The organism is Vallitalea pronyensis, from assembly GCF_018141445.1.
Lineage (GTDB): Bacteria > Bacillota > Clostridia > Lachnospirales > Vallitaleaceae > Vallitalea > Vallitalea pronyensis.
Genome location: NZ_CP058649.1, coordinates 60,178 through 73,722 on the forward strand (window position 1 = coordinate 60,178; position 13,545 = coordinate 73,722).

The window sequence follows — 13,545 nt, forward strand, 5'->3', positions numbered from 1 at the left end:
CTTGTTTACATAACATCTTGGTCATATTTAACAAAAATTTAACCAATACCCATTTTTTACATATTCCAAAAGGATATTTCGATATGTTAATATATTATGTAAAACGTTATCCACATTATCCACAATGTTATCAACAACCTATTGTTAATGATTACGTTACAATATACTCGAAATGTTAAAAAAACTATCGAATTAGGTATTTCGTAGGGGAATTTTCTGTTTATTTAGGTCGTTATGCGTACTTAATAATATATCCACATTTATTATGATCTATGGTATACTTAGGACATCCTATGGTATTAATTGGTTATATTGAAGTAAAATCTACAATTTTAGTTTACATAAAATCTTTTTGAAGGGAACATCTGTTTTATGCATACCATTAATCTTTATCCACAAGCTACATATCCTTTTACATTAGTACCCAATACATTTATTGATACGTATCTTTCCAAGTCCAATGGGGATTTTGTTAAAATCTATCTATTGCTTTTAAGAAGTATGTCCAAAGGTATGCATACCATTACGACAGCCTTTATTGCTGATGATTTACATCTCACGGAAACAGATGTAAAAAGAGCCTTAAAGTACTGGGCATTACATAACGTCATTGCCTTAACTTATGATGATACGGGAGAGATTACATCTATCGCCTTTGACGATTTTAAGGAAGAAAATAAGCAACAAGAGGTTTCAAAACCCCTTCATAAAGAAGTTGCGCTTACCAAACAAAAAGATGTTAAACTTAACCTATCCACCAAACCCCAATATAACATGCTAGAAGTGGATAGCTTCATAGGGCAACAAGGGTATAAACAACTTATCTACATTACACAGAAATATTTAGGAAAAATGTTAACCCAACAAGACATCAATACCCTCATTGGTTTTAATGATTGGCTGGGTTTACCTTTTGAAGTCATTGAACTTCTCATAGAGTACTGTGTTTCCAACAACCATCGAAACATGAGCTATATTGAAAAGGTGGCCATTAGCTGGGCTGATGAAGGCATTAACACTGTGGCTAAGGCCACTTACCGGATTGAAACCTTTAACAGTCATTATTTTAAAGTGATGAAGGCTCTGGGCATTGGTGACAGACAACCAACACCAAAGCAAATCGAATATATGAAAAAATGGACGGATCAGTACGGCTTATCTGTGGATATTATCTTAGAAGCATGTCACCGTACCATGGAAACCATTCACCAGCCTCAGTTTACATATATTGATGCCATACTAAAAAATTGGCAGAAGAACAAGGTACAAAGCAAACAAGATATTGAGAAGCTTGACGCCATACATCATAAAAAATCAGACACCAAGCAACCCACTACCAAGGATCAGACATCTAAGTTTGTTAATTATGACCAACGTACATATAATTTTGATGAGTTAGAGAAAAAAGCGATGGAATTATTAATCAAAGAAACAAACTCGACCTACTAGTTCTACACATTTCGTTTCATATATAGACGGCTTTATTGTTGAAAGGACTGATTAACCCGTGAATCTCAAGCGCTCTCAATATAAGATTATTATGCAGCAGTATGAAGCTAAACAACTTCATATGAAGCATGAAATTAAGAAGAGAAAAGAGGAAATCTATCATAAAATACCATTGATTAAGGTGTTAGATGATGAAATAGCCTCAAACAGTATTGATACGACTTGCTATATCATTGAACATCCTGAAGAATCTGCGGACAAGCTGGAAGAACTTCAAGAGAATAACTTAATTTTATCCAAAAAGAAGTTTCATCTCCTTGTTGAAAATGGCTATTCTGAGAATTATATGCAACCAGAATACGCTTGTCCCATGTGTAAAGATACAGGATATATCGGTCGTGATAAGTGCTCTTGCTTAAAACAAGCCATGATTGATATTGCCTATGAGCAATCCAACATCAAAACAGCTATCCAAGAGGAAAACTTTGATACGTTTTCGTTACATTATTACTCTGACGAAACGGACCCAAGGTATAACTTATCCCCGCTGGAGAATGCTCATATTGTATATGACAAATGTAAAAAATTCGTAGCCCACTTTGATAATACATTCACCAACATGATTCTCTATGGTCAAGCAGGATTAGGCAAGACCTTTTTATGCAATTGCATTGCTAAGGCTCTACTGGATACCTCCCATACGGTCATCTACTTAACAGCCTTTCAGTTATTTAAGTTGTTTGAGGATTATAAGTTTAACAATGATGATTCTAAGGTACCTGATGAACAGATTGAGTCAATTTTTGATTGTGATTTACTCATCATTGATGACTTGGGTACAGAACTCAATACACGCTTCACAGGTGTGGAGTTATTCAACTGTCTGAATACAAGGCTATTGAATAAGAAGTCAACCCTTATATCCACCAACCTGTCCCCCACAGATTGGTCTAAACAGTACTCTGACAGGATTGTATCAAGGATATTTGGTAACTATGAACCTCTAAAATTATTTGGTTCGGATATTCGGCTTAAAAAATATACATAGGATTGAAATATAAGAAATTTAATATTGACTATTTTAATTATAGTGATATAATAGATGAAGTGATGCGCACGTGTGGCTCAATTGGATAGAGCATCCGGCTTCGGACCGGAGGGTTGTGGGTTCGAGTCCTACCACGTGTGTTATTGAAAGCCTATGTTTACGACTGATTCGTATGCATAGGTTATTTAATTAAAAATGTTTAGTATCTATAAAATAAGGCTTAGAAAAGTTCCAGGTATTATACCTGGAACTTATTTGCGCAATACAAATATTTAATGAATAGTTTAATTATAAATAATCACTAGCGTTAATTATTCCGTACAAAAATCTCAAACCACATCATCTATTAGGTTATTGTCATATGCTAAACAAAAATCATCGTTTATTTTTATAACTGATAGGATAAATAGCCTTAAAAATATCATATAATTTTGTCTATGTATTTTTTCATCATCACCAATATTTGGTTGAGTATGGCTATATTTATTTCTTAAATCTAACCCATTATTAAATTGGGATTTATTAAGATAATAGTTGATATAGTCTTGTTCTGGTCTTGAAAACAATAAATCTTCAAATTCAACCATATTTTTATCAGCTAGACAATCAATAATAGTCCTTTCTGATTGAGAATATCTCCAATAGCTAACTACTTCATTATTATATAAATCTTTTAAAATCAGAATGAGAGGTTTATTACTTAAAATTATATATCCATTATTATCAGTTGATAAATATTTATTATCAACAAGCCATTTGACATCTGTGATACAATAATCGGCATATTCATTGAGATTGACTTTTTCATTACATAATAATTCATAATAGCTATCATAAGATTTTTTTGATTTTTCATTATAGCCTAAACCACTTTGGTCGGAAAAGAGTAAAAATGTAACATACTTATACTCATCGCCAACACCATAGACATATTTCTTACTTACTATCGATGGTATGGCTTTATATATAAGGTGTTCAGAACTAATTTCAAGTAACTCAAAGTCAATTTTTCCTTCTTGAACAAACAAAGAGAATTGCTTAAGTACAAACTCCATAGCTGGCATAATATTAGTGCATTTCTCAAGAAAAGTAGAATTTGTTGAAGGCATACTAACCTTAAAATTTTGAACATTAAATTCATTAGAAAGATATATCTCAAAGAACCATTCAATAACTTCTTCAAGTCTAATCCCAATGCTAAATAATTCATTGTAATATCCGGTCAATTGAAGTAATGTTAAAATATTCATTCGCTCAAAGGCTATTCCTTTTCTATAAGCATTTCTTGAAGAAGTAATTATAAATCTCTCAAATACGCCCATCTGATTAAATTTATTAACAAATATACATCTCATCTGTAAATCTACATAGTCAAACAAATAAATAAAATTATTTAATAGAGTTGCATAATCCATATTTTCTTCAAGCCATCTTGTACTATATGTTAAAGTTAATGATTGCCCCTCCATCTTAGTGATAACTTCACTATGCTGTGTTTTGGAAAAATGCACAATTGTTTCCATAAGCATACCAGAATTTTCATTAAACAACTGCTTTTCTAGTTCTTCAACTTTCTTTTTTGATTTCAATAAAGTTCTGTTAGTTATTTCAATTTTATCTTTATTACTTTGAATATTAGCAATCAGTCTCAAATAGTTCAAGTTTGGTTTATCAGAGTTTATATAATTACAAATTATAGTTTCTTTATCTGCATTGCTTAGTTCTTTTGGAAAATATAAAGGCTCTTTTTCATTAATATGTCTTATCTCAAACTTATCTAATAATAGTTCGGCAGATGAAAAATCCTTAAGCATATAATCTCTAATAATCTTTCCAAAGTGTTCTGTAACCTTTTTGTATTTTAATAATTCGCATAGCCATACTTTAGATGAAGTTATAAACTCTCGAAATTTAGCATCTGATATATTTTTGTATATCTTAAATTTTTCAATTAACTCCCAAAAATCACTTGAATACTCTATATCAACATCATTATAAAATGTTATAAAATTGGCAGAGGTTATTGATTTAAAATATTTGGCTATAATTCTCAAATAATATTTAATAATACTTTCGTTATAAGCTTTATCATTAAAATATTTTATAGCATTATAAAGTTCAATTATGTCATTAATATTTACAATCTCTTTTCCTAATTCATATTCTCTAAATAGCTCCTTACTATTTTTCAAATGACAGTTATAAGACATATCACTACTGGAATAATATTTTACTCTTTTCATTATTCACCTACTCACTTCTTAATGGAAAATACGTGCTTACAATACCCACAAATATTTAGAACACATAATTATACTATCAAATAAATCTTTATTATTCAAGAAATATTCTCACTAAAGGCTCTATTACTAATCCTCTTAAATTATATCTAGCAAAAACAGAGCCAGAACATTCGTTCCCATTAGGAAGTGTTATTTATATGATATAGTATTATATATAAGTTTTTTCGTACATGGTAACTTCGGATCAGAGGGTTGTGGATTCGAGTCCTATAGAAAAACCTAGGTTTACAAAAGTGTAGACCTAGGTTTTTTTTATTCTGTTTTTCTACCAACATACAAAGCATGTGCACATGTTTCAATAATAGCAGATTCTTCAGCTGTTTTATCAATTAACTTAATAATTGAATTGTACATTTCTTCATTATTATCTTTTAATTTTAGTATTTCTTCTTCTCTATTGAAACCAAACCCTCTTATTGAACGGATGCATTCTTTCTTGAAACCAATGGAGTGAGTGAGTTCTTCCAACTCTCTTGTTCTTGGATAATATCCCTCTTGAAATCCTTTCGTATCTTTATTAATAAAGACTCCTGAATCAAATACTTGCTTTAGATTCTCTTTACCTACATGACTTGGTGCATAAAAAAATCTATCTATTATTCCAATAGTACCCGAAAGATAAGGAATATAACTAGCAATTATTAAGCCATTTTGTTTTAATATCCTATGTACTTCCTTCAAACAACGTATTCTCTCATCATATTTGGTCAAATGATATAATGGTCCCATTAATAAAACTACATCAAAGCTATCATCATCATATATACTTAAGTCAATAGCATTAACTTCGTTTATTGCTTCAACATTTGTTAATGCCAGTTTATCAATCTTAGCTCTAGCTTGATTTAATAATTCTTTGGATATATCTGCTAAACTCATCAAATACCCTAATTTTGCTAATTCTATGGTATAACGACCTGGTCCTCCACCTAAATCCAATATCTTATCATCATCATTTAAGTACTTCATAATTATTTTTTTAGTTAATTCAAACTCTAATTTGCCACTCGGAGCATCCAACCTACTCCATTCATTAAACTGAGTATAATAAGACTTTACTTTTGAAAAATCTGTCATTAAAATATTCTCCTTTCATCCAACGGAAATTACTTTATGCATATATAAACTTCCCAACTACCTAGCGTGCTATAACTGAGGGTTTTCATAGCATAAGACATTATGAACATCTTCTCAAATCAATGAGTATAAATATTTTTGCACTAAAGGAAAATTGTCACATCACCTTACATATTTAACATATACTACCAATACAAATTTCATTTGTCAAGATACTATTTATTTGAGTTTCCCCTTTTCTTAATAGGACTCAATGATACAAGTTTTCCTGCAAGAATGTTATCCACAGATTGCATAATTTAGCATAAAAATAAGTAAAATATCCGAATCCCTGGTTATAATTAAGTTCCCTCTAACCCATTACAAAAAGGCGATATTTTACTTATGCTTAATAATAACATTTTCTGTAAATCGCCAGCAATAGCTCCTTTAAAAATAATAAAGAGCAATGAAAAGGCTAGGGTCAGCCCTAGCCTAACTTTTGCTTAAATCCTCTGCTTCTTTGCTTATAAAGTGAAATATGTAATTAAAATCCGTTATTTACAATCTAATGTTTTATGTATTCTATTTAATACTTTTGTACACATATATCTTTAGAAAAACATGTACAGATATATGCCTAATATCAAAATTAAATAGCTTTTAGTATATCTGGTCTGTGTTTTCTTCATTAAGGATAGGACCTTATTGCTGTACCGTTCCAACGAATTTCAATGCATGCATTACTTGAAGCTTTTAAATATGCCCCATAGTGACCTTGTGTATGTGTTTGCCAATAAACATGTCCATTAGCAGCATACATAACAAGATTACCATCTGTTTGCATAATTAATTTGTCTACTCTTGCACCGACTGTTCCAGTACTCCAAAGTGCGAATCCAAATTGGTTATACATAACAAGGTTACCATCTGTTTGCATGCGTAAGTAAAACTGACCATTGTGAGATATTAAGAATTGACCTGGCGTTAGAGATTCTCCTGGTCTTAGTACATTCTCTCCATGAGCAGCAAAGCAAGTTGAAGTTGCCATAAGCATAATGAGCAAAGCAATAAGACTTGCAGCTATTTTTTTAGTTTTCACTGTTTGACCTCCTAATTCTTTTATCATTCATTGATACAATTGTATAAATCTAATTCAGAAGCTAAAAAATATGTAGTAGCAACTTTTCAAAGATCACATATGCAATTTAATCAATTGGTTAAATGAAAACTAGTTTTCAAAATTATGTAAGAGCTCTATGCATATAATAGCATTAAACAGATGAAAAAAATGTAAAAATATAAAATCTTAATTAGATATTATATATTATTAATTAAATTTAATATTTATTTAATTTAAGAAAGTATATTCTCTAATTTTAGGATTAAACATTTAATTAAATAAATATTTTAATTCTAATGTGTTTTATTATTACTTGATTAGAACCCATGATAATTAGTAAGTAATCTTAAAGCACATATTGAACTATCAATTATTCGGTTTTTTTGAGTTCTCCATGAATTAGACAGCGGAAAATAAAATCCTCTTGGTCGCTTAATCATATCCCAAAGCCCCTCTGAATTGCGTTGATTCCAAATCCATTGATAATACGGCGTTTCATATGTATTCCAACTCTTAAAACGTTTATATATTGTTAATAACCGTAACCATTTATAGAAATCCTTGGTATCATGTATTGAAACGCTTTTTGTTGGACTTCCCTCATAAATATAATACATCCCGTCTTCTTTATGCATACAATAATCCAACATTTTCTTATCCAGTGTTGGTGAAAGGATATCTTTCTGTGAAGTGAGCAAAAGTATCGTATAATAATTGTAAAAAGGTAGTTTTCTTTTTGTATTGATTTTGAAATAATTGTATTGTGTTTCCATCTCTATATCTGAGTTATAAGTGCCTTCAGCAAATGATGATTGAGTAAAATATCGCCATAACTCAACATGCTTTCTTAATAATGGGTTCTTGGGATCAACCAAAGATAATATCGAAGCAGATACTAAAGGCATAAATATTTCCAGCCACCATCTTGGGTTGTCGTGTTTCTCACAACGTTGGTGCCATATTTCTTCACCTCTTAGTATTGTTTCAATAAAATTGCACACTTTAATCAAGCAAGGATGCTTAGGGTCTAGCCCAATATTCAGACATCGTCTTATCATTTCTTCCGTATACCCGTGAAACTCTCCCCAATAACCTGATTGCGTTTGTGTCTTTTCAATTTCTCTGACAAAGCTATGTTCTAGAACTTTTTCATAGGCACTTACATATGCTTTTTCAGATGGATCAACTTTTTTGAATTCCTTTAACAAGATAAAATATGGAATAGGGTCTGGTTTCATATTAAGCAATGTATCAACCATTAATTGAATGTCATGATTTATTTTTGATCTATCAACCATCAACTTCACACTCCAAAATAAAATAAGTATCATGCACCCATAGTAATACAACATAAAAAATGAGTCAATGTCTATAGATATGTTGTTCTAATAGTTGTTGCATGCATATGTATATCATTTATTGCTAAATGGGCTGTCCCAAATTATAATGCTTTTGAGACAACCCAATTTCATAGGTTCAATAATTTCTATAATAAAATCATCATCATCCATCTACTCTGCTTCAAACAACGTATAACCAAATTCAAAAGGTGTTATGTCTCCTTCTTCTACATTGAGTAAGATAACCTTATGAAACTCAGAAAGTCCTTTGCCTTCTTTATAGGTTCTTATTTCTTTGTACGTTTCATCAGGGTAATCTGCCATGTCTGCAATCTTTGTTTCCGTTTTCACCATGGATTTCCCTTTTTCATCGTTGGATACTTCTGTTATGGTTGTCTCAGCATCATAACTTTTATTATCAATGGTTACCTTTTGTGTCCATTTATTGCCTTCTTCTATAGGCGTCTTTAACACAACATGTTCTTTCATATTGGATTGTGAGAATCGAATGGTTTCATTCTTCACTATTTCCTTAACGGCATCATGGGTAATCACATAAGACACTTCTAAGCTACGCTCTTCTTTACTAAGTCCCTCACCACCACTTACGTCTTCAATTTCTCCCATAAAACTTAATGCCAATTGATGGTCTTCCTTAGTGACCTGATCCACTGTAAGAAGTTGACCATATTCTACGGTACCGGAATAATTAAACGCCATCCCTTCTTGTGCTGGAAAATATTGAGCAAGTTCTTCACTATAAGGTTCATTCATTGTATTGTTGTCATCCGTCGATTCATCATCATTATTTCCTTCATCTGTGTTATCTTCTATGTTTGTTCCATCTTCGTCAGGCACCTTATCTTCATTGTCATATGAATTCAAACCCGTGCAACCGATTAACCCAGCGGTTATGCCTAACATGCATGTAGCCAGTATAATTTTTCTAATAATAGATGTCATCTTTCCATCCCTTTCCATATTGTCTTACGCCTTATAACGTATCATCAAAAAGCCGCGTTATAAAGAATGTCTATTAATCTCACATGTTTAGTATGTGTAGAATGCTACGTATATAGTCACTAAGATATAATCCTATGATGCTTTGCTTATGAACCACCTCCTACTATACGACCTTATTATAGTAGAAAGCTATTAATATAGCATTACAAAATAGTTAAAGTTCTCTTGGAAGCTTGTTACATGTGATATTAAAAAGAGACTTGTTACGTTAGGAAAGTAGCTTCAAGCATCTATTAGAAGATACTGTTTATCATCATTCTAGCTATGTCAACAAAATTTTATTATAGTTAACATCCATCTTATCCAGTAGTTTTCCTTCACGCTCATGACAAGTTAAGACAATAATCTGTCGGTCCAACTGTGCCAGTAATTGAAGGGCTTTTTCTAATCGGTCGTCATCATACTGGGTGAAACAATCATCTAGTATAAGGGGTAGGGTCTCACCTTCTCTAATGACATCAATGATGCTTAACCTTAGAGCAAAGTACATCTGATCCACTGTTCCCTTGCTCAATTTCTCAATAGCCGTTAATTGCAATTGATTGGGTTCGTAGGTTAATACATCCATATTCGGGTTAATCTTAATGTCTGAATACTTCTGGTCCGTAATCTGACCTACTATTTTAGACACTTTTTCATTTAATTTTGGCGCAAAATTGTTTTGAATATCTCTTGATATATTTTCGATGACTTCCTTTGCCATGGTTAGCGCTTTTATTTTATTATCGTACTTATCACGCTGTTGCTTCATTTGGTCTATGTCTTCTTCAATGTCCACTAGGGGCCTCACTTCTTTTTCCAGGTTAACAATTTTACTTTCATAGCCACTGATTTCTTTATTAACCTTAAGGATCTTATCCACTAATTCTTTTTGCTCTTGCTCCAGCTCTTCTTTTGTCTTTTTTATTTGTGGAGGCTGCTCATGGGATTGAGCTAAGGTTGCCCCTAACTCTTCAAGAGAGGTTGTCCCTATTAACTGATGGTACATGGCTTCTTTATAGGTAAGGTCTTGCTGGAGTTGATTATAGAGCATCTTCTTTTCTTTTACCCTTGCAAAATCTTCTTCCGTCCCAGCTTCATACTTAGACCCAATATGCTTAATTTTTTCATCCAAAGTATCCATCACACACTTCATTTCCTCTATTTTCTTATCAATACTCGTCCGTTCTTCTTCTTTTATAGGAATGCTTTTTTGCAGTTGCTTATAATCTTCATAGCGCTCTTTCACATGCAGGATATGGTCTTTACTTATTTCCTCCAAATTCAAAAATAAGGCTATCCAATGCTGTAAATGCTGTTGTTGTTCAAGGTTGCTCTCCTCTAATGCGTTCTTGTTGGTAATTAAGGTGTCATACCGTTTTTTTTGCTCTTCATACCGCATGTTTTGATAGGCTTGCTGCTCTTTTAATTGTCTTAAATCTTCTAAGTGTGTACAGCCATTCTTCTTAAGTAGTATGTCTTGTTTCATGGTAATGTCTTGAATGATTTTTTGTTGGTCTGCTTCCTCTTGTTTAAGTCCGTTTAAAGTTGTTTCTAACCTCTTGAGGTGTTGATTTTCTTTTTTGTTAAGAAGCAATAGTACCAAAACGCCTAAGCCAAAGAGTGCACCTAAGGCTGTTATAACCCATTGTGTCATCATAAACCCTGTACCTAATGCTACAATACAGCCTATACCGCCCATGAACATCCATTTTTTATTTTTCGAAACTTTTCTAGCCTGTTGGTGATAACGCTCTTCTTCTAGAGCTAAGGCAGGATGAGGATGTTGCTTATAGTGTTTTTCATTTTCCAGCTGCTCATAAGCTTTGATATCTTCTATGAGCTGATGACCATCAACTTTCTCCAATGTATCTGGTTTAATGGCTTTTAGTTCCTGTTCAAGGCCTTCATATTCTTTTTTTCTTGATACATAGATATGATAGGTAGATACAATTTCCTCTAACTCAGATAAGTCACTAGGGTGTTTATCTAAAAACTTTAAATGATCGTACTGAGTATATAGCCTCTCTAGAGCTGCCATTACAGTGGAACGCTCAGCTATTAATTCTTCTTGCCTTAATTGATTGACCTGTAATGTATGCACGGCTTTCAGGGCTTGATCAATTTCCTGTAGATCTACCCCCTCATAAGTCTTATAGGTTTCAACAGCTTCTTTCTTCAGTATAATGGCTTCTTGCATGGCCTTTGCTTGGGCATACTGTTTCTGCAATTTTTCAAGATTAATAAGGTCTAGATTCTCCTCATTCTGGGCTTTGGTGGCTTCCAACGTCTTTAATGCTTCTTTACTGGCTAAGAGGGCTTCTTGTTGTGCCATGACTTGCTGCCATACCTTAGCTGCCTTGTCTTTTTCTTCTTTTAATGCTTTAAGCTTCTCAACGAGTTTTCCATAGGGGCTTGTTTTTTTTCGATTGGCTGTTCCAATCTCTCCTAGCTTACTATCTAATTGATTCATAGCATTTTTGACGGATATTTCATCATCTTTGCTTTCACCTAGATTAATGAGCCTGTCTTTGACCTCTTTTACCAGACCTTCACCGGTCTTACTGCTTAATTGCCCAATACTGATGGTATTATTGAAGGTTGATTTATTGATGCCAAGATGTTTCCATGCAGGCTGATGCAGCTTTATGACTTTATCATAATCAAAGGTTTCCGTTATATTTTCTCCTGTTTGATTATCAAACATCTCAATCCCATCGTGACGTTTCATGAAATTTCGCTCCATGCGGTATTCTCTACCACCATGGGTATAGACTAAAATGCCCTTATACTGATTGCTGTTCTCCCAAGGCAGATACTGATCATAATCATCCTCATACTGCTTATTCTTTGTATGGGATTTGTAGAAGCCATAAAACATACCTTCGATGAATTTATGAAAGGTTGATTTACCTGCTTCATTAGGTCCATAGAGCAGGTTAATACCTTTGTCTAATGTTAACACTTGATTTTGATATTTTCCAAAACTGATTAGATGTGCTTTTTTAATATGCACGCGCTTTCACCTTCTCACTCAATAACGCTTGGACACCTTCATACAATGCTTGTCGATTAATCTCATCGTTTAAATCTTGTTCTTGCATATAAGCGATAAATTTGCCTATAACATTTCCTTCATTGTCTTGGCGCAATCTTGTTAAGTCATAATTGGGTTGTGTTTCATCGTAGATTTCTGCATAGGTTATAACCTCTTCTATACGCTCTTTGATGTACGTTTTATCTAATAATTGATCTTTATCCCGTAACCCCTTAAAATACAAGCGATACATGTTATCAGCAGAGCAATCAGCCAAGGCATGCAATGCTTTTGTGATCATGTCTTCTAGGGTCATTTGATGGTCTATGTCTATGGTTAGTGCCATGAATTCCCGCTTGGCAAAAGGAACAAAGCGAACATCCAACAACCCTTTTTCCATGGTTCCTTCTATAAACCCGTGCTGGCCTGTTTCGCTAAAATCCAAAGGCTCAGGACTTCCTGGATAAGCCATATTATGGGCAATAAAATCATGTTTATGAATGTGTCCCAAAGCAATGTAGTCAAACCCTTTTTGAAGGATATGTTCCTTATCTATGGGCAGATATTCCGATTTTTGATAGACATCGCCGTGGGCTAATAAAATATTCATACGCTCTGGGTCTTCAATGGCTAGATCCCGTAACATTCTCTCTTTTATGGTTTTCTTGTTCCAGCTCAGTCCATAGATATCCACATTTAATTCGTCAAAAGATATTTTATCCACATGTGTATCCATGATATACACATTGGTGGCTATATCCATCATGCTGTATTTTGATTGGTTGTTCATGATGGGGTCATGGTTACCAGCTATGATCATCACCTTGGTAGGGGCAATCTTTTGGAGTTGTCCACTTATCTCTTTTAAGTCCCCCATGGTGACATAATCGTCTTCAAATAAATCCCCACTAATAAAAAGAAAGTCCACTTCTGTTTCCATGGCTCGATGTAGTATTCTATAAAAAGTCTCTTTTATCTCATAGCGTCTCTTCTTAGCAAAAGTACTTCCAAAACTAGCTTGCTTAAATTCCATACCAATATGGACATCACCAGTATGTATAAACCGCATGGCAATGGCCTCCTTTCGAACATATATTCTTATTCTATCAGAAAAGCTTGATTTAGAAAAGGATAAGTCACTTGGTTACATAAAAGATTTAGGCGTATAGCCATGCTAGACTCCATAT

The 13,545-nt window shown here is 33.1% G+C and carries 9 protein-coding genes and 1 tRNA gene; 3 read left to right on the forward strand and 7 right to left on the reverse strand.

Annotated features, from left to right (window positions below; genetic code table 11):
- Positions 1-372: 372 nt before the first annotated feature.
- The 3 genes from HZI73_RS00275 (at position 373) to HZI73_RS00285 (ending at position 2,637) form a co-directional block, all read left to right on the forward strand.
- Complete coding sequence (locus tag HZI73_RS00275) at positions 373-1,449, forward strand: DnaD domain-containing protein (protein WP_212696296.1); 1,077 nt, start codon at positions 373-375, stop codon at positions 1,447-1,449.
- Between the two features lie 58 nt (positions 1,450-1,507).
- A complete protein-coding gene (locus tag HZI73_RS00280; RefSeq protein ID WP_212696297.1) occupies positions 1,508-2,497 on the forward strand; it encodes an ATP-binding protein in 990 nt (329 codons plus the stop codon).
- Positions 2,498-2,563: 66 nt separating this feature from the next.
- Positions 2,564-2,637 (forward strand) — tRNA-Arg (locus HZI73_RS00285).
- Positions 2,638-2,826: 189 nt separating this feature from the next.
- Here the strand turns inward: HZI73_RS00285 and HZI73_RS00290 are convergent.
- The 7 genes from HZI73_RS00290 to HZI73_RS00320 form a co-directional block, all read right to left on the reverse strand.
- Positions 2,827-4,740: a hypothetical protein gene (locus HZI73_RS00290; protein WP_212696298.1), complete on the reverse strand. Its 1,914-nt coding sequence runs from the start codon at positions 4,738-4,740 to the stop codon at positions 2,827-2,829.
- A 312-nt stretch (positions 4,741-5,052) separates the two neighbouring features.
- Complete coding sequence (locus HZI73_RS00295) at positions 5,053-5,877, reverse strand: class I SAM-dependent methyltransferase (protein WP_212696299.1); 825 nt, start codon at positions 5,875-5,877, stop codon at positions 5,053-5,055.
- A 670-nt stretch (positions 5,878-6,547) separates the two neighbouring features.
- The gene (locus HZI73_RS00300; RefSeq protein ID WP_212696300.1) at positions 6,548-6,958 is read right to left on the reverse strand and encodes a hypothetical protein; all 411 of its coding nucleotides are present in this window, start codon (positions 6,956-6,958) and stop codon (positions 6,548-6,550) included.
- A gap of 338 nt (positions 6,959-7,296) precedes the next feature.
- Positions 7,297-8,277, reverse strand: a complete 981-nt coding sequence (locus HZI73_RS00305; RefSeq protein ID WP_212696301.1) for a hypothetical protein — start codon at positions 8,275-8,277, stop codon at positions 7,297-7,299.
- A gap of 213 nt (positions 8,278-8,490) precedes the next feature.
- The gene (locus HZI73_RS00310; protein WP_212696302.1) at positions 8,491-9,282 is read right to left on the reverse strand and encodes a hypothetical protein; all 792 of its coding nucleotides are present in this window, start codon (positions 9,280-9,282) and stop codon (positions 8,491-8,493) included.
- Between the two features lie 322 nt (positions 9,283-9,604).
- The gene (locus HZI73_RS00315) at positions 9,605-12,337 is read right to left on the reverse strand and encodes an ATP-binding protein (protein ID WP_212696303.1); all 2,733 of its coding nucleotides are present in this window, start codon (positions 12,335-12,337) and stop codon (positions 9,605-9,607) included.
- Positions 12,327-13,427, reverse strand: a complete 1,101-nt coding sequence (locus tag HZI73_RS00320; RefSeq protein ID WP_212696304.1) for a metallophosphoesterase family protein — start codon at positions 13,425-13,427, stop codon at positions 12,327-12,329. The genes HZI73_RS00315 and HZI73_RS00320 overlap by 11 nt, the downstream gene beginning before the upstream one ends.
- Positions 13,428-13,545 lie beyond the last annotated feature (118 nt).

Coding starts and splice junctions, on each gene's coding strand:
- HZI73_RS00275 (WP_212696296.1), top strand. CDS start 373: ATGCATACCATTAATCTTTATCCACAAGCTACATATCCTTTTACATTA.
- HZI73_RS00290 (WP_212696298.1), bottom strand. CDS start 4,740: ATGAAAAGAGTAAAATATTATTCCAGTAGTGATATGTCTTATAACTGT.
- HZI73_RS00295 (WP_212696299.1), bottom strand. CDS start 5,877: ATGACAGATTTTTCAAAAGTAAAGTCTTATTATACTCAGTTTAATGAA.
- HZI73_RS00305 (WP_212696301.1), bottom strand. CDS start 8,277: ATGGTTGATAGATCAAAAATAAATCATGACATTCAATTAATGGTTGAT.
- HZI73_RS00310 (WP_212696302.1), bottom strand. CDS start 9,282: ATGACATCTATTATTAGAAAAATTATACTGGCTACATGCATGTTAGGC.
- HZI73_RS00320 (WP_212696304.1), bottom strand. CDS start 13,427: ATGCGGTTTATACATACTGGTGATGTCCATATTGGTATGGAATTTAAG.